Annotated in this window: 15 protein-coding genes; 4 read left to right on the forward strand and 11 right to left on the reverse strand. The window is 29.4% G+C overall.

What is annotated here, in order from left to right:
- From BR66_RS24775 to BR66_RS0109645, 6 genes are all read right to left on the reverse strand, one after another.
- The coding region (locus tag BR66_RS24775; RefSeq protein WP_026882751.1) for a non-ribosomal peptide synthetase at positions 1–6,108 on the reverse strand (6,108 nt) is incomplete at its 3' end.
- A gap of 104 nt (positions 6,109–6,212) precedes the next feature.
- Entirely contained in the window at positions 6,213–6,902 is a 690-nt protein-coding gene (locus BR66_RS0109625) for a thioesterase II family protein (RefSeq protein WP_026882752.1), read from the reverse strand.
- Between the two features lie 92 nt (positions 6,903–6,994).
- On the reverse strand, positions 6,995–10,606 hold the full coding sequence (locus BR66_RS24780) for a beta-ketoacyl synthase N-terminal-like domain-containing protein (protein WP_051624170.1): 3,612 nt from the start codon (positions 10,604–10,606) through the stop codon (positions 6,995–6,997).
- Positions 10,607–10,625: 19 nt separating this feature from the next.
- Complete coding sequence (locus tag BR66_RS0109635) at positions 10,626–11,081, reverse strand: phosphopantetheine-binding protein (RefSeq protein WP_026882753.1); 456 nt, start codon at positions 11,079–11,081, stop codon at positions 10,626–10,628.
- Positions 11,082–11,884: 803 nt separating this feature from the next.
- Positions 11,885–12,541 (reverse strand): response regulator transcription factor, encoded by a 657-nt coding sequence (locus BR66_RS0109640; protein WP_026882754.1) that lies wholly within the window; start codon positions 12,539–12,541, stop codon positions 11,885–11,887.
- Complete coding sequence (locus BR66_RS0109645) at positions 12,538–13,692, reverse strand: sensor histidine kinase (protein ID WP_026882755.1); 1,155 nt, start codon at positions 13,690–13,692, stop codon at positions 12,538–12,540. Before BR66_RS0109645 ends, BR66_RS0109640 begins: the two co-directional genes overlap by 4 nt.
- A gap of 712 nt (positions 13,693–14,404) precedes the next feature.
- On the opposite strand from BR66_RS0109645, the gene BR66_RS0109650 reads away from it, so the two are divergent.
- The 3 genes from BR66_RS0109650 to BR66_RS0109660 are packed head-to-tail and all read left to right on the forward strand — an operon-like array spanning position 14,405 to position 17,318.
- On the forward strand, positions 14,405–15,202 hold the full coding sequence (locus BR66_RS0109650; protein ID WP_035795918.1) for a helix-turn-helix domain-containing protein: 798 nt from the start codon (positions 14,405–14,407) through the stop codon (positions 15,200–15,202).
- A 12-nt stretch (positions 15,203–15,214) separates the two neighbouring features.
- Positions 15,215–16,510, forward strand: coding sequence for an ABC transporter permease family protein (locus tag BR66_RS0109655; RefSeq protein WP_026882757.1), 1,296 nt, complete (start codon positions 15,215–15,217; stop codon positions 16,508–16,510).
- A gap of 40 nt (positions 16,511–16,550) precedes the next feature.
- Entirely contained in the window at positions 16,551–17,318 is a 768-nt protein-coding gene (locus tag BR66_RS0109660; RefSeq protein WP_242841139.1) for an ABC transporter ATP-binding protein, read from the forward strand.
- A gap of 326 nt (positions 17,319–17,644) precedes the next feature.
- On the opposite strand, the gene BR66_RS0109665 is transcribed toward BR66_RS0109660, so the two are convergent.
- Together BR66_RS0109665 and BR66_RS0109670 are read right to left on the reverse strand one after the other, a co-directional pair.
- Positions 17,645–18,634 (reverse strand): ABC transporter permease subunit, encoded by a 990-nt coding sequence (locus BR66_RS0109665; protein WP_026882759.1) that lies wholly within the window; start codon positions 18,632–18,634, stop codon positions 17,645–17,647.
- 1 nt (position 18,635) lies between these two features.
- Positions 18,636–19,559, reverse strand: a complete 924-nt coding sequence (locus BR66_RS0109670) for an ABC transporter ATP-binding protein (RefSeq protein WP_026882760.1) — start codon at positions 19,557–19,559, stop codon at positions 18,636–18,638.
- 193 nt (positions 19,560–19,752) lie between these two features.
- Here BR66_RS0109670 and BR66_RS0109675 point away from each other — a divergent pair, with 193 nt between their 5' ends.
- The gene (locus BR66_RS0109675; protein ID WP_026882761.1) at positions 19,753–21,372 is read left to right on the forward strand and encodes an energy-coupling factor transporter transmembrane component T family protein; all 1,620 of its coding nucleotides are present in this window, start codon (positions 19,753–19,755) and stop codon (positions 21,370–21,372) included.
- Between the two features lie 82 nt (positions 21,373–21,454).
- On the opposite strand, the gene BR66_RS0109680 is transcribed toward BR66_RS0109675, so the two are convergent.
- The 3 genes from BR66_RS0109680 to BR66_RS0109690 form a co-directional block, all read right to left on the reverse strand.
- Positions 21,455–22,246, reverse strand: a complete 792-nt coding sequence (locus BR66_RS0109680; RefSeq protein WP_026882762.1) for an SGNH/GDSL hydrolase family protein — start codon at positions 22,244–22,246, stop codon at positions 21,455–21,457.
- A gap of 214 nt (positions 22,247–22,460) precedes the next feature.
- Positions 22,461–23,675 (reverse strand): macrolide family glycosyltransferase, encoded by a 1,215-nt coding sequence (locus BR66_RS0109685; RefSeq protein ID WP_026882763.1) that lies wholly within the window; start codon positions 23,673–23,675, stop codon positions 22,461–22,463.
- Between the two features lie 173 nt (positions 23,676–23,848).
- A complete protein-coding gene (locus BR66_RS0109690; RefSeq protein ID WP_026882764.1) occupies positions 23,849–24,214 on the reverse strand; it encodes a hypothetical protein in 366 nt (121 codons plus the stop codon).
- Between the last annotated feature and the right edge of the window lie 169 nt (positions 24,215–24,383).

Raw genomic sequence — 24,383 nt, forward strand, 5'->3', positions numbered from 1 at the left:
GAGATCATTATTCTTTACATGATTACTTAATTGTTTTATCTCTGGATACTGCATTATATCCTTTATTTCAAGACTCATACCATACTTTTGAAGCTTTGATACTATTAATATTGATTTTATAGAATCTCCGCCCAGTTCATAATAATTATGATCAATTCCAATATGGTCTATGCAAAGTACATCTTCCCACACCTTTACTAAGATTTCTTCTGTTTTATTTCTTGGCGCTTCATATTTTGTTTCAAGTTCCTGAGTAATATCTATTGAAGCCAATACCTTTTGGTCAACTTTCCCATTTTGTGTAATTGGCATTTTATCCAATTGTATTATATAGTTAGGTATCATATAAATTGGTAATTTCTTTGATAGTTTTTCCTTTAATTTTTTAGTGGTTATTTCAGAATTTGTAGTTACATATGCACATATATATTTGTTGTTGTTTTTATCATTTCTACTTGTAACTACAGCTTCTATTATTTCTTTTTGATCTAATAAATTTCGTTCTATTTCACCTACCTCTATTCTGTATCCTCTTATTTTTATTTGATTATCCATTCTTCCTAGATACTCTATATTTCCATCAGGTAGCCATCTTGCCAAATCTCCTGTTCTATACATTTTCGTTCCAATATAAAAAGGATTATCCACAAAACTTTCTACAGTTGATTTTTCATTATTCAAATATCCTCTGGCTAAACTCTCTCCTCCAATGCATAATTCACCTGCTACCCCTATTGGGACCAATTGGTTATTTGAATTTACAATATAACATTTTACGTTACTTATCGGTTTACCAATAGGTATATTATTACATTGCTTAGTTACCACAAAACTTGTAGTAACTACCGTACCTTCCGTTGGTCCATAATTGTTTACCAATTTATAGCTTTGCTTTTTATAAGTATTAAGTTTATCTGCCCCCGTTAATAATATTCTTAATGAATTATTTTTTAGCCTCATAAATTGTTCGCACAACTGAGTTGGTAGAAAACTTATTGTTATATTGTTCTTGTTATAAAATTCATTAAGTTTCATAACATTTAATCGTATTTCATTTGGAATTAAAAATATAGCCGCCCCTTTAATTATATAAGGTAATATTTCCCACACAGATGCGTCAAAACCAAATCCAGCATATTTTGTTACCTTATCGTTTTGCGTGACATTAAAGCATGTATTATGCCAGAAGCATAAGTTTACCAATGATTTATTTTCTACCATTACACCCTTAGGCTTTCCTGTAGACCCTGATGTATATATTACATAAGCTAAATTTTCAGGTCTACTAACTATTTTCAAGTTACTTTTGTCCCTTTCATATAGCAAATTATTTTCTAAGTTTATAATTTCACAACCATGATTTATTCTCCCAATAAATTTACTTTGTGTTAATATTATATTTGCTTTACTATTTTCTAGCATATACTCTATTCTGTTATCTGGATATTCTGAATCAATTGGTAGATATGACCCTCCTACCTTCAGTATTCCCATTATTCCTACTATCATTTCCAGTGAACCTTCTACCATTATTCCTACTATGGTTTCTCTAACTACTCCCTTTTCTTTTAATACCCTTGCTAAAGAATTTGCTCTTTCATTAAGCTCTTTGTAGGTTAATTGCTCATTGCCAAATACCACCGCAATATTATTAGGTGTTCTCTCAACTTGTTCTTCAAATAATTCGTTTATGTTTTTTCCTTTACTATATTCCTCTTTTGTATTATTAAATTGATATAATATCCTGTTATTTTCCTCCACAGTGAGTACTTCTATTTCTGATATCTTTATATCTGCATTTGTGGTTATAATTTTCAGTATATTTTTGTAATGATTTATCATTCTCTCTATTGTTTCTTTTTTAAACAAACTTGTACTATATTCTAAGTCAAAATTTATTGTATCTTCTTTTTCGACTACTATTAAACTCAAATCAAACTTTACTAGATTAGATTTTAATTCAATTACATCATTTTCATTATTTATACTCATGTTTTCAACTGTAAACATAACATCAAACAATGGATTTCTACTTACATCTCTTTCTATATTTAATTTACCAATTAGATCTTCAAATTGATATTCGCTATTTTTAAGATCATTTATTGTATTCTTCTTTACCTCTTCTAAGAATTTCCTATAAGTCTTATTACCATTTGGGTAATTTCTAAGTGCTACAGTATTTACAAACATTCCCACTACATTTCTAAATTCAGCCTTTGCTCTTCCAGCCTCTGCAGTACCCACTATAATGTCTTCTTGACTGCTGTATTTTGATAATAATATATTTAAAGCTGACAAAAGTACCATATACAGTGTTGTTCCTGTTTCTCTTGCCATATAGTTAATCTTTGATGTCAATTTCTCACTTACTGTAAAACTTATTTTATTTCCTTCAAGTTTTCTAATTATAGGCCTTTCATAATCAGTGATTAAATTTAGTATAGGTATTTCACCTTTAAACCTGTTCACCCAATACGCTTCTTGGTCTTTTACCTTTTCTTTTTCCTCTAATCCATTTTGCCACTCTGAATAGTCCTTATATTGAAATTCCACTTCACCTAATTTGTCACCTCTATAAAGCCTCTTAAACTCGTCCATAATTACAACATTTGATACACCGTCAAATATTATGTGATGAAAATCCAAGAGAAATATATAGTTGTTTTCTTCTGTTTTTATAAGTTCACTTCTTAATAAAGGTGCTTTTGCTAGGCTAAATGGTTTTATAAAGTCACCTATTTCCTTTTTTATATCCTTTTTATACAATTCTTTATACTTAAAATCTAATTTCCATTGTTTTAGTACCTTTTGAAGTATTTCTCCATCTATGATTTCAAAGCTTGTCCTTAATGCTTCATGCCTGCTTATAAGGCTGTTTAATACTTCTTCCACTTTATCTTTATCCATTTTTTCTTTTATTTCTACAATCATTGGAATATTATATTCCACACTATTTTTATTTATTTCCCACAATGTATATATTCTTTTTTCTGCAGATGAAGCCTTATAATATTTCTTCTCTTCTGCCTTTTTAATTTTTATATATTGTTTTTTATCCAATTTTTCAACTAGTTTACTTAACATTTTTATAGTTGGATTATTAAATATATCCCCAACATCTATATCTATTTCCAATTTCATTTTCATCTCAGATATAGCTATTAATGCCTTTAATGAATGTCCTCCTAAATCAAAGAAATCCTCGTTTATTCCTATAGTTTTTCTTTCTAATACTTTTTCCCATATGTTTACAAGATTCTTTTCTGTTTCATTTCGTGGTGCTTCATATTCTTGCTGCATAACGTTTGTATCATCTATTTTGGATAGTGCTTTTATATCTATTTTCCCATTAAGTGTTAATGGCATTTTTTCAACTCTTATATAAGATGACGGTAACATATATGCTGGTAACTTACTCTTTAGGTAGCTTTTTATTTTAAGTAATAGTTTTTTTTCTAACTTACCTTTTACAGGATTATTACAATATTTTCCCCAATCACAACTGAGTGTATTGCTATCTTGCCAAGAAGGTAGTGCATAGTTATTTTCTTTAGTATACATTGCTTTATCCATAAATATCACATTATAATATCTGTCGTTTCCATCTCCTGCCCAAATAACTTCGGTAATATAATCTTCATTATTTATTTTAAAAAATTCTTCAGGCTCAACTCCATTGTTATATAATTCGTTATTTACTGCTTTATTTAATTCTCCAATATTTTTAAAATATTTTCCATTAGCCAATATTTTTTCTTGTTTTAATACTTCCGCTAATCTAGCGTTTGGAACATTCTTAACTTTAAGTATTTTAGGCTTTTCTTCTACAAGAATGTTATTTATTGCATCAACACTTAATCTATTGCTACTCCAATCGATGGCAGTATCAACCTCATCTTTTATTACTGGATCTATTTCTGAATTTATATGAAGAATAGCATCATATCTGAATTTAGTTAACTCATTATGACTATTGCCACGCTTATATCTAATTTCTACATGAGTAATTTGAGACAAGGACTGCTTTAATGCATAAAAAAACATAGGATTAATAGTTAATTCCTTTTCATTTAAAACAGATTTAACTATTCTATTTTTCAACAAATCTATTTGAGTATCATTAGATAATTGATATATTGATATAGACGTATAAAATGCTTTTAAGAGAGAATAATTTCTTATATCTCCAAGAAATATCACTCCTCTACCATTTATTTTGCTGATAGAATCTTTTATTACATTAATTAAATAATGAATGTTAGGAAAATATTGTATTACAGAATTTATAATTACAGTATCAAAGTCATTCTCTTTAATTTTTGAAAAATCTTCTGCACTACTTCTTATAAGTGTAACCTTATCTTTAATATTTTCTTTCTTTCCAATAACATTCCTAACATATTCAATTGCTTTATTAGAAATATCTGTTCCATGATATTTTTTGAATTTATCTGCTATACCAAAAATCAACATACCAGATCCACAGCCTATTTCCAATAAACTATTTGGTTTTAGGGAAAGTATACGATCTATCGTGAATTTAATCCATTCTTGCATTTCCTCATTTTTAATATTTTTACCGGTATAACTACTTTTCCATTCAGAAATTTGTTGTTTTTGCATATCTTCATTCTTAGTGCATTTATCATCATTAACTACAATATATGCAACTAATTTTAATTCTCTACTACTATCTTGCCTAGCTAATACCACACTTTCTTTTACTTCATTACATTGATTTAACAAATTTTGAATTTCTCCAAGCTCTATTCTAAATCCTCTTATCTTAACTTGACTATCTATTCTACCTAAGTACTCTATATTACCATCTTTTAACCACCTACCAAAATCTCCAGTTTTATACATTGTATTTCCTGGTCTAAATGGATCTTCCACAAATCTTTCTTTTGTGATTTCTTCTCTATTTAAATAACCTCTAGCTAAACTATCTCCAGATACACATATTTCACCTTCTACCCCTATTGGCGCTAAATTATTATTTTCATCCACAATGTAAGTTCTTAGATTATTTATTGGTTTTCCTATTGGTACTGCATCCAATTTCGCAACATTATCATTGTAATGCCATATACTAGAACAAATTGTAACTTCAGTTGGTCCATATGCATTTATATACTTTACTTTATTACTCCACTTATTTAATAATTTTTTATCTATTGATGACCCAGCTGTAATTAATAGTCTTAAAGTTTTAACTTCAGTGCTATCCAAACTATTTAAATATGCTGGTGGCAAAGTGGCAACCGTAATTTTGTTACTATTTAAGTAGTCTTGAAATTTTATGTAATTCATGGTTGTTTCTTTTTGGGGTATATTTAGTTGTGCACCATTTAACAAAGCCATTGTAATTTCCCACACAGATGCATCAAATGAAAAGCTTGCAAATTGTAATATCCTATCGCCTTCACATATTTGCATCTCATTTTTAAACAGGACTTTTAAGTTGCTTACTCCTAAATGGCTTATCATTACTCCTTTAGGTTTTCCTGTAGTACCCGAAGTATATATAATATATGCCAAATTTGTTGCTTTACTTGCTATTGGTAAATTTTCTTTATTTTCTTCGAATAAATTTGAACTTTGTAAATCTATAGTCTCACCATTGTAACCTTTAATTTCGTACTTCTTCCCTTGTGTCAATAATACCGATGCGCCACTATCTTGAAGCATATATTCTATTCTGTCTATTGGATAATCTGGATCTATTGGAAGGTACGCTCCACCTGCTTTTAATACCCCAAGCATTGCTATTATCATTTTTGTGGATTTTTGAACTAATATTCCTACTATTTTCTCTTTATCCACTCCACTTTTCCTTAAGACTCTTGCAAGAGAGTTGGCTTTTTCATTTAATTCTTTATATGTCATTTGTTTGTCCTTAAATACTAATGCTATATTATTAGGCGTTTTTTCTACTTGATTTTCAAACAACTCCTGTATTGTCTTATCTTTTCCGTATTCAACATCTATATTATTAAAATCATATAGTATTTTTCTTTTTTCCTCATCACTAATAATTTTACATTCATCAGTACTTAAATTATCGGTAAGTGCACTATAAGGTTTATCTGCTGCTTTTTTCATACTCATCCCCCCCCCCAAATATTTAACTTTATGTATTTCATGCAATTATTAAAATCATGTTGTTTTACACTCCATACTGGCATTTAATATATGATTGTCTTAACTTATAATAAAGTGCTTTCAATTAAATTTATAATTTTATCAACATTATCGTTAATAAAAAAATGTCCTCCCTTAAATGTAACTATTCTTGTGTTTTTTGAAGAATGCTTTCTCCATTCATTTAGTTCTTCAAAAGTTATTTTATCTTCCCTACCACTCAAGATAGTTATATCACATTGTATAGATTTGTTTTTCTCTATATATTCATGTGTTTCCAGTATTCTAAAATCATTTTTTAATATTGGAATTACTAAATTATAAAGTTCTTTATTTTCAATTACTTCAATTGGTGTACCACCAAGCTTTATAACCTCACTCATAAATTCAAAATCAGGAAGTTTATGCATCATTCTATTTTTTTTATGGCACTGTGGTGCCTTGCATCCGGAAAAGAATATACATTTTGGTACTTTACCACCACTTTCAATTATTTTATAATAGAGTTCAAAAGCAAGACTACTTCCCATACTATGTCCAAAAATCGCGTATTCGTCATCTACTATTTTATCTTTTATGTTCATATATACATCGTCAACTGCCTCTTCAAAATCAGCATAAAATCCATCATTATATCTAGACCCCCTGCCCTTTAATTCAACCAGTTGTAGTTTTATGTTACTGTTTAGTACACTCTTCCATTTATGATATGAAACACTGGATCCACCTGCATAAGGTAAACAAAATAATATCATCTTTCTCACCTTTACTTTAATATTTTAGTGATTTTGGGTATATATTTTCAATTATTTAAATTAATAATATAATTTTTTTATAATTGGCACTATTAATTCTTCTTAAGATTTTCATTACAGTCTTCGCACAATACAAATTCATCTAGATATGCTGCAAATTCTGCAATACTTGGCTTCTTTAAAACCTCTTGCATATCTATTTTTTTATTCATTGTAGTACTTATAATATTTACTACCTTCATTGCTATTATGGAATCTCCACCTAAATCAGCAAAATTATCAAATATATTAATTTCATAAAATCCAAGAGACTCAGCCCAAATACGTGCAACCATTTTTTCAGTGTAAGTATAAACTTCATCTTTTCTGCCTTTAATCTTTACCTCTATAACCTCGTTATCACTATATTCTAACCTTTGTGGAATAACATATTCTGCATCATCCAAAACGGCATTTTTTTCATAAGTTCCGTCACTTTCAGCAACTATTATTGATAAAACAGAATGTTGTTTTTCAGAGCTATCCGAATATAGGTCTCCAAATGCATCTACATTTTTAAATCCAATGCTTTTCAACAATTTTTTCCAAAGATTGCGGTCTAAAAGTGGAGAGTATTTAATTCTTTCTTCTTCATCCTCAAAAGCCCACCATCCAGATGTTAATCCAAATGTAAGTGTTGTAAAATCTTGAACTCTTGTCACTTCATTTAAAAGCAAAATTCCATTTGTCCTAAGCAGCTTCTTAACCTCATTTAATGAGTTCTTCAAATTACGCATACCATGAATAACATTTGCAGCTATGATAATATCAAACTCTCCTGGATTAAATCCCTGGCTCTCTATTGTTTTCTCCATATTTAGCGGTCTGAATTTAATGAAAGGATACTTTCCAGCATAATTTTCCCTTCCATAATTAACAAATCCTAAAGAAATATCTGTATAATAATATTCAACATTATCTGAAAATTTACTTATCGCAGGAAATATATATTCACTAGTTCCTCCAGTACCTGCACCTATTTCAAGTATTTTTAATTTAATCTGTGAATCCATATCACCATTTAATTTTTCCTCCACATATTTTGTCGTACTTACCGCAACTAATTCATTAAAATAATCCACCCCTCTATTTCCTTGATATATATCTCCCACTAAATCCATTGAACAATTTGGGAACATTATTGAAACAGCTGATGTTTTGCCTGTGAGTATTTTATCGTAGTTACCAACACAATTTTCAATTAATTTAAAATAAGCCTCCATATCAGGATATTTCTTTACTATATGTTTTTCCATATTCTCAAGATTTTCAATATTGTAAATAGTTTCACTACTATTTACTAATTCACTTACATTAATTACGTCGTCCTCAATCTTTACAAAACCACCTTTTTCAAGTATATTCATTAGTGCCATAAATAGTCTTCTATAAAGATCTACAATCCCTAGTTCCTTAATAAGTGTATCCTTATGATAACTTATTCCAGGTCGTAACAATATTCCCATATTTTTTAAAACTTTAAGTAGCATAAATCTTCCGTAATCTTCAATCAAAGAAAATACATCCTCTTTGTCATTTTCACTTTCATTGGTGCTTGTCTCTGCTATTAACTTGGATCTTTCAAATCCTCTCATTCCCTGAATAACTCTATCTACAACTGAAAAATCCTGCTCTTTTAACTGATGGGTTACTATAACTTTTTCTTTACTATTATTTTCTTTAATTGCTTTATAATGGCTCAAATCTACCCAGTAACGTGTTTTTTCAAAAGGATATAGTGGTAACATGACTCTTTTTGTTTTCTTTTCTGAATAAATTAATCCCCATTGTATATCTGCTCCTTTTACATATTTACTACATATTTCTTCAAATAATCCTTGACATTCATTATGTGAAGCCACTGTTTCCCTTATCTTTGAATTGATAGCTACACTAAGCTGTCTTTTTTCACCTTCAGTGATTTCCCCCTCATCCTTGTCATGTTTTGTGCTACTAACAAGTTTGTATTTACCATAATATATTCCATGGACTTCATTATTCTCAAAGCCTTTTTCGCTAAGTATATTTATTTTCTCTCTAAGGTCTTCAATGCTGTCTATAATCATAGCAATCCTAAATCCATAATGTCCTCTTCCTACACATGAAGTAAAACATATATTAGAAATACTTTCATTATGATTCCTATGTAAGTATTTTTTATAGTTTTCTATGCTATCTTCAAGGGCTTTCTTAGTTTTGCAAGATAAAATAAATATTGAAAATTCCTCATTTTCAACAGATTGTAATTTATTGTTATATGGTGGTTCTTCAACTACTATATGGCAATTGGTTCCTGTAAAACTAAAGCAACTTATTCCTGCCCTACGCACTTCATTAGATCTTTTCCAAGGGGTTGGCTTGTCCACAACATACACAGATGAATTACTTAAATTTGCATATGGATTAGGTTCCTGATAATTTATGGTTGATGGTATCACTTCATTTTTCATACCAAGTATTACCTTAAACAATGAAGCCATTGCGGAACAGGAAACCAAGTGCCCGATGTTTCCTTTAACAGAACCTATTCCACAAAAATTCTTTTTCTTTGTATGCTCTCTAAATGCGTTATTAATACCACTAATCTCAATTGCATCCCCCATAACTGAACTCGTTCCATGGGCCTCAATATAAGATATAGTTTCTGGATTAATCTCTGCATCCTGCCATGCTCTTAGTAACAAATCTTTATGTGCCTCGGCACTTAAAGCAGTAATAGCATTGGAGGAGGCACCATTATTATTTACTGCACTTCCTTTTATTACAGCATAAATATGATCACCATCTTCAATAGCATTTTTCAGTGGTTTTAGAAGTACAGCTCCAACACCTTCACCCCATAGCGTACCCTCAGCATTCTTATCAAATGGTCTTACTATTCCATTATTAGACTCCACACCACCAAACATATCATTTTCCTGTACTGGACACAGTAACAGATTTACTCCTCCTGCTAAAGCCATAGTGCATTCATTATTCCTCAATGATCTACATGCGTTATGCAATGCAACTGCAGAAGATGAACACCCTGTATCTATTACCATACTTGCACCACGAAGGTTTAATAAATACGAAACCCTAGTAGCCTGCATACCTGACCATGAACCTGTCATTGCAAGAAAACTTGGTCTGTCAATCTCCTTTAGATAAGCAAATCTTAATTTTGGGGTGTGATCAACTCCGACAAAAACATCTGTTCTACTACCACCTAAGCTATCTCCTCCATATCCTGCATCTTCCGTAGCTTCATATGCCACCTGCAAGAAGAGTCTTTGATATGGATCCATCATCGTAGCTTCTTTTGGTGAAATATTAAAAAATCCAGCATCAAATTTATCTATTTCATCAAGATAACCAGCTTTTAAGTATGGATCTTTTTTAAGTTTTTGATCTTTGGTTAGAAATAAATCTGTATCTTCTCTTCTTAATTTGGGAAAGCAGCCTATTTTACTTTTACCATTTTTTAAAATTTCCCAATATTCATTTATATTATTTACTCCTGGAAATCTTAATGACGACCCTATAATGGCAATATCCTTGTTTTGCTTAACCTCACTCTTATTATTAAGTGCACTTAGTATACTTTGTGCCAAATCCTTGGTCATTTTTCCGTCCTTTACCATACCAAGGACTTGCTTATTTATTTGATTTATATTTTTATTCATCTTATCCTCCCTCTATATTTTATTCATCTTCCTTTAACATACTTCCGTTAAGAGATTCCATTGCATCTTCTACTGAGGTGAATCCACCTTCCAAATCATCTAACAATTCTTTAAATTTCATTTCTGAAAACTCTTCCTCTGATTCTCCATCTATTTCCCTACTACTAGATTCTTTCGTTAATATACCAATTTTTCTATCAATGTATTTTGCAAGATCTACCACTGTTGAATATGTAAAAATGTCAGATATATCAACTATCCCAGTGTATTGTTTTTCGATAATCATTAAAAGATTAGTTGCAAGTATGGAATTTCCGCCCATGGAATTGAAAGCCCCATAGACATCAATTTCTTTCAAACCTAAAACAGTAGCATATGCATATGCTATATTTTTTTCTATTTCCGTATATTCTTCATTTTTACCAATAATAACTGTTGCATTTCTATTAAAATTTTTTTCTTTTTCCAGTTCCATTGAAAAATCACCCCTCATATTATATATATTTTTTAATATTTTTTTACATTTAGATGCATATATTGTGTATAATTTCCATATAAGTTTTATTTGTTTGCCCGCTAACTCTTCTAACTTAAGATAAAGTAGGATAAAATATGTTTTTAATTTGTACGAATTTTCGTAATTTGTACGAATTTTCGTAATTTGTATATGTTTTTGTAATATGTACAAATTATACATTTGTATTATAGTAATGTCAATTGTTATTTATATCTATAAATGAGCGAAAATGCTTGAATAGTTTTCGAAAAAAGAAAAGAAAAAAACATCTATGAAATCTCCTGTTATAATTAAGTTACGACACAAAACATAACTTATGGATGATATAGTACGAGAATTAGATGAAAAATATGCCTTAAATGAATTTTATTTATCAATAATTACAACAATCTTATTAACACTAGCATATAGCTTTCTCATAACAGTACTCATTGGATTTCTCACAAAAATAAAGCTACTAGGAATAGATAATTCCTAGTAGCTTATGAGTACGTAATCTAGAGAAACAAACAAGATTTTCATAAAGTATTTCCTTATTTATTATTTTTGAAAGCGATACCTTCCTAAAAGTTTTTGCTTTGTTGCTATTCCAATCGTATTCATTAAAAATACAGTAAATAGCTTCATGAATTTTTTCCAATTATATTTTATCAAAATATTGATTTTATATGTTCAAGCCTATAACTTTTGCCATTCATATTAATAAATTGGCATTTGTAAGTAATCCGTTCCTACATACATTAAGACGTTATGTGGGTTGACTAGATAAAGTCTTGCAAGTAAATTACAAGCTCAGTCCGGTTAGTTACTTGCAGCTTTTCTAGTATCTTAGACACATAATTTTTCACAGTGCCTTCAGTAACGAATAAAGCCTCACTTATTGCTTTGTTACTTTTTCCATCCATGATGTGTTTGACTACGTCAATTTCACGGGGAGTTAATGTTTGTAGCAATTTTCCTTTTTCTTGATTTTTCTTTTGGGCAGAGGTCTCAGCGGGCCTGGAGTTTAAAGCTTTAATAACTTTTTCAGTAACTTTAGGATTTAAAAGTATACTTCCTTCTAAAGCAGTTTTTATAGAATTTATTATTTCTTTTGAGCCAGAATCTTTAAGAATGTACCCGTCAGCTCCATATTTTAATCCTTGAAAAATATAGTCGTCTTCGTTAAAGGTAGTTAATATAATAACCTTTATACCTGGGTAATTTTCTTTAACAAATTTTGTTGTTTCTATACCGTCCATAACGGGCATCCTGATGTCCATTAATATTACTTGGGGAGAAAGTTTTTTAAGCAGCTCCATTAATTGTTTACCATTAGAAGCCTCACCTATACAATTTATTTCTTCGTTTAAACTTAAAACCATTTTAAGACCTTCACGTACAATTTCTTGGTCGTCTACAATAACTAAATCAATCATGAATTACCCTCCACTATAATGTTTTCTGGAATTTTTCCTTCAATAGTAAATCCATCTTTATCCTCGGAATAAAAAGTAATTTCACCATTAAGTAAATGTATTCTTTCTTCCATGCCTATGATGCCATTAGAAGGTACAATTTCCTTGCATGGACTGCCGTTATTCTCTATTTTGAAAATTATGTCCTTTGATGATTTATAAATATGTATATTAAAAGAAGTAGCATTCCCATGTTTTATGCCATTGGTAATTGCTTCTCTTAATGTCTTATAAATACAAGTTTTAATTTTGCTATCTACCTTTTCTACGGTTTCATCAAAATCTAAATTAAACTCATATTTGTCTGCAATTTTAAAGTCAAGGAAAATTTGGTCAATATCATTTTTTAAGGTAATGGTACTATTTTCTTTAAGCACGCTAACTGCTTCTCTTAAATTATTCAAGCAATCTTTAGAAAGGGAATAACAATTTTGAATAGTGATTTTAGCTTTCCCTGGTTTTATATCAATGATATTTTCTGTATATTCTAAATTCATACTTAATGCCACCAGAGAATGTCCCATGGAATCATGAAGTTCTTGGGCAATTCTAGTTCTTTCTTTTGTAATGGTAAGCTCTTCTATTTTTCTTGAATACTCTTTTAATGTTAAATTATTTTCTTTAAGTTCTTCATAAAGTTGTGTTTTTTTCTTTTTTTCTATAATCATTCTTCTAATTAAAAAGCAAATAATAAGTGTAAGAGCATAACTAGATAATGCGTTTGTAATAGTAACATGAAGATTATTTGAATATAAAATTCCATTCGAAATAATATTAGAAATGAAATTGACAATTACTATACTTTTTAAAATTTTCTTATTCAATATGATTAAATCAACAACCATAAGAATATAGTAAAATGATGCTCCATACGTTTTAAATTTGTATAAAAGGTAACATATTATTAAGTTGCTTAAAATATAAGAAATATATTTTATGGGTTCGCTGAAATCTCTTGCAAAATAATCGTTTATAGCTAAGAAAACAATTAAGCATATATTTAATATTTGTATATGGCCATTTAATGAAGTTTTTAAAATTGGTAAAAGCGATAATAATTGCAAAATTTTGAAAATCATATATCCATCTTTGCTAGATGAAAAAAATTTCATAATGTATACCTCACATAATTAAGTTTAACTTTATAATAACATATTATACCATTATAGCTATATAAAAGTATAGTGCTTTCAGAGCTGAAGATTAATAACTTTTATATGCCGAACGAATCCTATACTTGGACTTTTGAAAATATTAATGATATGATATCTACGATAACAGAACTTAGTGGAAAAATTTCAGAAGATGTTTCGCCTCAATGGAAGAGCAGGAAGCATCTTTTGGGATAATAAATGGTAGTGCAAAAAAGCTTAAAGCAATTGTGCTGAATTAAACAGTGTAGTTGAAAAATTCAAACTATAGAACAAACTCAAATATCATCCCCAAATATACTTTTTATTGTATTCATATAAACGTTGTAGTCATAAGCTTTTTAGTTATTATTAGGTATTATATTGAATCCCACCATCCTCACCAGATTACTATAAAAAAAGACTGCACCAAATAGCTGTGAAGCTATTTGGTGCAGTCTTTTTTATTTGTTTGCAAGAGCTGGAATTAAAGATTGATAAGTCACCTTTATATATCTTTTAGTCAAATTATTAAGTAAATCTGAGCTAATTAGATCTAAAGTCGCCATGTATCCATAAATGTTAAATTTAAGGTCAAAATAGGCATTTTTTTGACTTGAGTATATATAAGTGTAATCATATAATGAACTTGTCACTACATAGTGATAACTTATCTAGCAGGAGTGAATATATTATGAAGGACATTAGTATTATTACAACAGATGATAGAAGACTATTCCCAGCAAAAATTTATGACAATATTGATAATTTACATATGAAATTGGCCACTGGTATCAACGATATTTATAATTTACTTTATGAAAAACAAAATATATTTGTTATATCAAATCAATATGATAAATATGGCAGTAAGCTAGATGTCTTTAATGGGACTTTAGGAAAAGATGATATAAAGGCTTTGTTTGCTACAAATGATGAGGAATCAACCACAGATTTAAGTGCTATTATGACATTATCGGAGGCAGCAAAAAAATGGAATTTATCAGATGGTTCTACTATTAGGAAAGCTATAGAGAGAAAAAAATTTCAGAAAAATGAGATAAAACTGGCAGGAGATATATGGATTGTAACTTATTCTGCTATGGAAAGAGTATTTGGATCAGTAAAGAATGAAGAAAGTGAATATATACTTTATGATGACTTTGAAATCTATTTATACAAAACATATTTAAACAATTATAAATTAGATTATTTAGAAGGGAATCTATATGATAAAAAAGTGAAGGAAAATGAAACGCAGTATCAGTATGTAAAAAAAATATTTGTTGATGCCTTAGATGCTATAAGAAACAATCAAAAAGTAATTATAAAAAGAAGTAAAAATAACAAGGTTAGGCAGATAATATCCTCAGAGAAGGAATTATTTTCTTATATAGAAGTATTTTCAGTTAGAAGTAGAAGTGCGATTACTCCCTTGGGTGCCCTAAAATACAGGCTAATAGAAGAATTGGTGGAAATTGATAAAAAATAAGGAGATCTTAATATGGGTATGTACAAATTTTCAGTGAAAATGTTAAAGACAAATTTAAAGCAAAGCACTCTATATCTGCTATCTATAATTTTGTCTACTAGCATTATAGTAAATCTTCTGAACATAATAACTAATAGTGATTTCATTTTAGCTAAAAGCAAAGAAGGTGATGTAGCAGCTAATATACCAACTGATGTCATTTTTTTGTTAATACTTCTTGTATGTGTATTTACTTTTTATGCTAATTCGTATTTTGTTATGAGCAAAACAAAGGAAATGGCTATTGTAGAATTAAGTGGTATATGGCCAAGTAAATTGGCAAGAATGATGCTTTTTCAAAATGCTATTATTGAAATAATGGGTGGTGCCATTGGAATATTAGTTGGTATAATATTCGTCCCAGCTTTCCTTTCCCTTATGTATATTATATTAGGAACGAGTGGAAATATATTGGTACTATCAACTCCAGTTATATGGGGAACTGCTGCAATTATAATTTTGCAGCTTTTATATGTGAGTCTAGGTGATTTTGCTTTTACAGCTAATAGAGAGATTATTGATTTAATAGGTGAACAAAAAAAAGTTAGATCTAAGGATGTAAGAGTTATCAAAATAAATTCAATTGTATATATTATTGCATATTTTATTCCAGTTGGTTCTCTATTTCTAAAATCAATACCTCAAAATGCTGTTTCAGTTGGGCTGGTTGATATTTTCTTTACTATCGTTTCTATTAGTGGTATTTTAAGCTATTATGTTCCGGAAAAAATATTAAAACTTAAAAAGACGAAATATTCGGATAATAAGATAAAATTGATATCCTTAAGTAATTTATATGTATCATTAAAACAACTAAAAATTTTGATTATAACATTGACCGTCACTTCAGAAATGCTTTTATGTGTTATTGGAATCTACAAAAATTCACAGCAGGTAAAAACTATATGTATATGTTCATATATTACTTTAATAATTCTTATCGCAGTGAGTATTATATATAAAATCATGCTGGAGACCGATAATAAGAAACATAATTTTAGGCAGTTAGGTCTCATTGGATATACTACTCTAGAAATCGAAGAAATTATTCGGCATGAGTTTAAGATGTTTTATTCTATAACTATGGGAATACCATTATTTCATATTTTAATATTTCTAATTCTCTTTAAAAAGAATTATATTTTATCTATTGGTTTATTAGGAATGTTATTATTTACATTTGTAGTTGTGTTTTTAATTACAGGTGTAGTTTCTTATAATCTGTATAAAAAATTAGTACTTAAAAATAATTCATATAGATTTTTATAATATGTGGCAGCACTCAAATATTATTATAGGGGGATTTAAGTTGAAAGAAATAATATCAGCAAAAAATATCATTAAAATTTATGGTGAAAAAAGTAAATTAAAAGTCTTGGACAATGTTAATTTGACAGTTAATGAAGGAGATTTTGTGTGTATAATGGGCCCATCAGGATCTGGGAAATCCACCTTTTTGAATGTATTATCTACTGTGGACACGCCAACTAGAGGTACTATTAAATTTAATGATAAAAATATATTTGATATGACAGAGGCACATGTTGCAAAGCTTAGATATGAAAGCATAGGTTTTGTTTTTCAAGATTTTAATCTTATAGATTCGTTAACTATAAGAGAGAATATTGGAGTGTCATTAGTATTAGCTAATGTTGGAAAAGTAGAAATAAATAAGAAAACTGAAGACATTTCTAAAAATTTAGATATTTTTGAAGTACTTGATAAATTTCCTAATGAATGTTCTGGTGGACAAAGGCAGAGGGCTGCATCGGCAAGAGCATTAATCACTAATCCTAAACTAATTGTAGCAGATGAGCCAACAGGCAATTTGGATACAACTAATTCTCACCAATTGCTAAAGATATTTCAGAAGCGTAATGAAGATGATGGAACTGCAATACTTATGGTTACCCATGATTCCATGATAGCAAGTTATGCGAAAAAACTTGTATTTTTAAGGGATGGAAAAATCGCAGAAGTCCTTGATAGAGGAGATTTAACTCAGAAAGAATTTTTCTATAAAATTGTAGATATAACTTCTAAAGAATCTCAAAATTTGTTTGACGTAATGGGATAATAAGCTGTGTGGTTGTTTTAAATAGACATGCTTATCATCATATTTTTCACTCATTAAATATTTGATTTCATATCACTTTTTTTAAAACAAATTTATACTATTTGCCTTAAAAAAAGAAAATAGGAATAGCAAAATCCAGTGAACATCTTGAAAAACTAAATGATAAAATTAATTATTATAAAACTACAGGTAATACTGTTGAAAATAGAGGTGCTACACTAATTTCTTAGTGCAACACCCCCTTTCTCAATGGTATATTTCTTTAACTATTTAATGATTCTATATCAATATGTGCAAGATAAAAATTAAATTCCATTTTTGCTTGTTTAAATATCTCGTTTTTCAAAAATAAAGTAACCTAAAAAGCAAAACAGTACACTATATGCAAGTGATATTATAAGAGCAAAAGAAAGACTTGTACCTGCTATTGTTGTACCGGTAGATACAAATCCTGAAAAATTAGTCACTGCTAATGGTAAATATTTTCCCCATGTGAAAAGTGTAGCTAGCAATGTAAGAATAGATGTTCCGATAACAACCAAAAATATTGAAAATCCAGTTGCAATAGACCGTGATCTAGATATTGCGGAAATTGCGAAAGCTACTATTATAAATACAATGGTTTGAAGAAAATCAAGACCAAATATAAATAGTGTTTTTAGTGCAGAAGGAGCATAAACTATTTTGCTACTTATCCAAATCATTCCCTTTGCATTTATTCCATTAAATCCGAAAAATATCCCCAAACATAAGAATAGTAGCACAAATGTTGTTATTAAAAGAACTATTCCATAAATTAATGTAGATATTAATTTTGCTGAAAGAATCTCATAACGACGGTAAGGCCTGGATATCATCATTTTCATAGTGCCTTCTGAGAATTCACCAGCTACTGAAGCTGTGCATACAATTACTACAAAAAGTACAATAAGTGAACTAAACCCAGATGTATACAGACCAGTTACCATTGTCCAAATACTTGACTTTGATTCTGGCTTTATATTATTATTAATTCTATATTCATTTTCTGCTATACTTTTTTGGATAGGTCCTATGCTTGCAGCTGCTGTCTTACTTGTTGATTTTTCAGTTTGGTCTAGCTGAATTTTTTCAGCAGTGACAGTCTTTTGGAGTTCTTGCTTCCAATTTTGTGAAACTGTAGTTGTTGTAGAAGTTTTGCTAGACACTATATAATATTTATAAATACCAGTACCTAAAACTATTAAAACTACCATTATTATTAACATTACTTTTGCAGAAATTCTTTTCCATAACTTCGTATTTTCTATTGAAACCAGTGTAATAAAGTTCCCCATATTATTTTCCCTCCCCTGTAAGCTTCATAAATACATCTTCAAGTGATTGTGCATCTTGTTTATCCATGCCATAAACAGATATGCCTGCAGTTGTTAATGTTGTAATTATTTCAGGAACGCGCTCCTGGGTGGTCTCAACGTGTATTCCATCACTCATAACGCTACTATTAATGTTTACATTTAAAAGAAGCGAAGCGGCCTTTTCATTATTATCAGTTTTTACTAATAAAATACTTTTGCCATCTGCTGCTGTCATATTAAGTATCTCATCAACTGTTTTCACTGTTATTATCTTTCCTTTGTTAATTATACATACACGGTCACAAATCTGCTGCATTTCACCTAGTATATGGCTGGAGATAAGAACTGTAAGTCCAGTTTCTGTTGCAAGTTTTTTAAGCAGATTACGCATGTCTTTAATTCCAGCAGGATCAAGACCATTGGTAGGTTCATCAAGTATGAGTAACTTTGGATTATGTAAAAGTGCTTGGCCAATACCTAGCCTCTGCTTCATTCCAAGAGAATATGTCTTTACTTTATCTTTTATTGCCTTTTCAAGATCCACAATTTTCACAACTTCATTAATTCGTTCCTCACCTACACCTTTATACATTTTTGCAAATACTCTTAGGTTGTCTAGTCCGGACATATACTTGTACATATCTGGATTTTCAACAATGCAACCAATATTGCGCATTGCACCCTTAAAATCATCTTTTACTGAACATTGGTTTACAAATACATCACCTTCTGTTATTTTTGATAAACCAACAATCATCTTAATAGTTGTTGACTTACCCGCGCCATTAGGTCCAAGAAAACCAAATATTTCTCCACTTTCAAGTTCCATGGAAATATCTGAAACAATGGTACGCTTGCCAATTACTTTTTTTAAATCTTTAATTTTTAATACTGCATTAGCCATAAATATGTCCCCCTTATAAATTGAGCCTAGTGCAATTATATATGTTATAATTTATTATGTCAATACCTTAGTAGTACACTGTTATATTGAATGAGTATATTAAATATATTTGACATTTATGTTTTAATTAGCTATTATCCTATTAAGTACTTACTAGGATAATAGTAAATATATTTAAAGGGGATTAAAAAAAATGCAAAAAGTCAGAAAGATAGGTTTAAATATACTGTTGGCGGTTCTTCTTATAGCTTTTAGTTACAAGGTTTTACCTGTGATATCCCTAAGATTTGCAGCATTATGGATAATAGCAGCATTAATACTAGCACTTGTATCCATTAATGTAAGTGGTATAAACACCTTATTTAAACAAATAGTACTACCTTTACTTCCAATCATAATATTTGCACTAATTAGTTTATTCTCTACTCCAATGTTTAGGTCATCAAGTTATAAATCGCTACTACCCAAAATAAGTACAGTAAGCTTTACTCAAAAAATTAATCCTATAGACCCTAAACAGTTACCTACCGTGAATGCTGCAGTTGCCTTGAATTTAGCTGATAAGGTGTTAGGTCAAGATGCAACTATAGGAAGCAAATCAGAACTTGGGGATTTAACACTACAAAGTGTTAATGGCAAAATGTACTATGTAGCCCCTTTATTGCATAGTGGATTTATGAAGTGGCTATTAAATGATGGCACTCCAGGATATGTAATTGTATCAGCAACAGACCAGACAGATGTTAGATTAGTTACCACTCTTAATGGTCAACCCTTGCACATTAAATACCAGACAAAAGCATTTTTTAATGATTATGTGTATAGGAAAGCCTACTACTCAGGTAATATGAGTAAAGGATTGACAGATGCTACATTTGAGATTGATAACAGTGGTAGACCGTTTTGGACAATATCTACTTACGATAAGACAATCGGAACCCAAGGCGCTAAAGTTACAGGGGTTGTAACTGTGGATGCTCAAACAGGAAATGTATCTAACTATAACATGACAGATATACCTAAATGGATAGATAGAGTACAACCATATAATATAGTTGAAAATCATATAAATTCCTATGGTGACTATATTCATGGTTTTTTTAATTTTGACAATTCAGGTAAATTCTCAACTTCATCAGACTTAACCTTGGTATATGATAAAGGTAATTGTTACTACTATTCTGGATTAACTTCCGTGGGTAAAGACACTGGAACTATAGGATTCATTCTAGTTAATTCTAGAACAGAACAACCTTTTGTATTTAATATGTCTGGCGCTAGTGAAAAATCTGCCGAGGCATCCGCAGAAGGTAAAGTACAAAATCTAGGCTATAAAGCATCTCCATCTGTATTAGTTAATGTAGACAGTATCCCAACTTACTTTACCACACTTAATGACAAAAATAATCTTACTAAGTTATATGCAATGGTTTCTGTAAAAGATTATAATGTAGTAGGTACAGGAGATACATTACAGGAATGTAAAAATAATTACTTGCAATACTTATCATCAAGTGGTGGTAGCTCAGGTGTAGGTAGCACCGGAATTAGTAAATCTTTAACCGGAACAGTAGACAGAATAGGTTCATTTACAATTAATAGTACAACCTATTTTAACTTTACTCTTAAAGAAGCACCCGGCGTTATCTACACCGTAGCTTCAAATTTGGATGCCTCTGTACCTGTAACTGAACCAGGTGACAGTATTAGTATTAGTTATGTAGATATAGGTCAACCCAATATCACTGTTAACTCTTTCTCTAATACAAAATATGGAGTTTTGAGATCAACAATAAAAACTTCAAATAAATGAAAATTTCAGAATCAAATTAAATCCTATAATTCTTACTTATGAAGGATATCATAATCCATATTATTTTCATATCACATATGAACTATTTACTTGGATTGTTTAATTTATCAGCAATAACTTTTGATATTTTATCATATCCTGCTGCACTAGGGTGAAGATTATCAAAAGTATATTGCGATAGATTGTTTTCATTGATGCCACTATCATTAAATAAGTCGATTACCTGTATTGATTTTTCACCACAGATTACCTTAATTGCTTCTACATACTGCTTAAGTTTAAACCCTGCCTTATTTGATTTTGGATAAACAGGTTGATTTGCAAATTTCCCTCTTTTTAAGGGAGTAAAAAAAACAATTTTGGCTTTAGGATTTAATATTGATATTTTATTAATAACATTTTTTATATTCCCATAAAATGTGTCTATAGTTTTATCATCGCTTATTTTCCCTAGTAATTTATTTTTACCATAATCATTAGTACCCCCAAATACAGTTACTAAATCCACATTTGCTAGGTTCTTTTTTGTTAACGTGCACGCCATAGATCCAAGTTGTTCGCCATAAACCGCATCAGTAGTAACTGTATGGATTTTACACAGATTTGCCACTATGCTCTGATATTTATTATAATGTGTAATACTATCACCAACTGCTAACCAATTTCTATTTTCGTATGGAAATTTAAGTTTCTCTATTTTTTCGTCTTTATTTTCTTTAACTTCTATTTGTCTATTAACTATTTTTGCTTTATATGCATTTACCTTGTCAATTTTATTATCCTTATAAAAACCAATGGTTAGTACCCCTATTGTTAATATAATTAAAAAATTTATTAAAATATTTATTTTATAACTTTTATATCTTCCTAACATTTTTTTCCCCCAATATACTGTAACAATACTCACTATATTAGCATAAAATCAAATAACCTTGTATAAAAATATATAAAATAGAAGTTTCAATAACTATAAAATGAACTAGGGTTTTCCCCCTAGTTCATTTTACTGATTACTAGATTTTGCCTGGCTACCAATTTTTTCATTACATTAACCTTTGAGTATCCGGAGCATTTTTCGTAAAAATACTCTAAATTGAAATATCCATTTCTTGTTTCATTTTAAAAATCTCTTCAACTGCTTTTTTATAACCACCCGTTTGCTTAAAAGAATCACTTATTTTTTTAATGTTTTCAAGATAGCTTGGATTAGATAAAACTTTTTCCACAGAACTTTTTAGAATTTCTTCAGTTAGCTTGTCTTTATCAAGTGAAATGGCCGCTCCAAGATCTTCTGCTCTTCCAGCCATATATGGTTGATCTGCCCCTATAGGTATGGCCACAAAAGGTATATTATTATACAATAAATCATTTGTACTATTCATTCCAGCATGTGTTATAGCAACATCTGTATACTTTAGAATTTCAGATTGTGGTACATAATTCCTAACAATAAAGTTATCTGGTATATCAAATGATGATAAATCCACGTTATATGCGGCCATAACTACAACCATTCCATTATTCCCAAAACTTTTGAAGAATATATCATAAAAATCACTATTAGTATTATTAAAAACTGTACCTAGTGAAATGTACATAACCTTTTTCCCTTGTAATTTTTCAAAGGGAAAATCCAAATTTTCCTCCCTATCGTATATTGGTGGTCCAATAAATATAAAGCTGTTATCATAATATTCTGGATGTGAAACAAAATAATTAGAGGTGTATGCAATATTAATATTTCCTTTACTATAAAACATATCAATAATTTCAGGCATTTTTATTCTGTATTTATTTTCTAGTTTACTCCCTATCTTTTTATAAATATCAATAACTTGATTATTTAATATTTGTTCTTTTGATATAGATAATGAGTTCAGCGATATAATTTCTTTTGGTGTGGCAAATACTGCAAATGAAGAAACAGATGGAAGTTTTAATATTTGAGCAATCATATTCCCATATGGAAAATTAGCGCTGTGTATTAGGTAATCAAATTTCTTATCTTTGATCTTATCCAAAATTCCTTGTATAACTACTTCGCTTAAATTAAGAGTTTTAATCATGAAAGCAATATAATCATTAATATTATTTTTCTTATGATTATTATGGTCCATTTTGAACAAATCATTTTCTTCTCCATAGCTCATAAAAGTAGCACCAGTTTTTTCAATTTTGTCCTTAAATTCATCTGTACAAAAGTAAGTTACATTTTCTCCCTGTTTAACTAATTCATCTACCAGTCCTAGAGTTGGATTAACATGACCATGGGCTGGAACATTTAAAAAAAGCACATTTGACATATCATCACATCCTAATATTATTTGTATACATATATTTTACTATAATGTTGCATATTGTCAATAGATTGCAAAAATGTAAATAAAAAAACTCTAGCAATAATTTATTTCATTCCATGATGATCCGCGGAATGAAATAAACTGCTAGAGTTTTTTTAAAATCATATTAAGATTGTTTATTCTTTTTTATTAGAAATAGTTTTTCCAATTTCTTTTGATAATGCTGAGATTAATTGTTTAGAATCATCCTTAGTTATACCATGATTTAATTCTATAGATTTAATTTCTTTATCGTATTTCTCAGCCTTTTCTGCATCATTTTCATCCTCAGCAACTTCTCTTTTATCTATTAAATCAAATAAATCAACTAAGTAATTATTTTCAATTAGTTCTTCATAAGCTTGAGATCCTAAATTAGAAGATCCAGGAAGTCTATCGATTACATTTGCTAGAAGCACTAAATCATGTTTAACTCCACCTGTTTTCTCTAAAAATCTCTGAACTGCTATAGTTATTTTCTGCTTGGTTGTCTTATCTTTCATTTGACACTCCCCTTTTATATAATTAGTCATTTGCTTAGAATTCCTGTTAATTAAATGAAATTTTTACTGAAAAGATCATTATTTTAAAATATACAATACATAGAGTTTATCATATATTTTAATATATACCTACTCTTCTTTATTTATTCTACTTGAAAAATGAGGATGT

The organism is Clostridium akagii DSM 12554 (assembly GCF_000686725.1).
Lineage (GTDB): Bacteria > Bacillota > Clostridia > Clostridiales > Clostridiaceae > Clostridium_I > Clostridium_I akagii.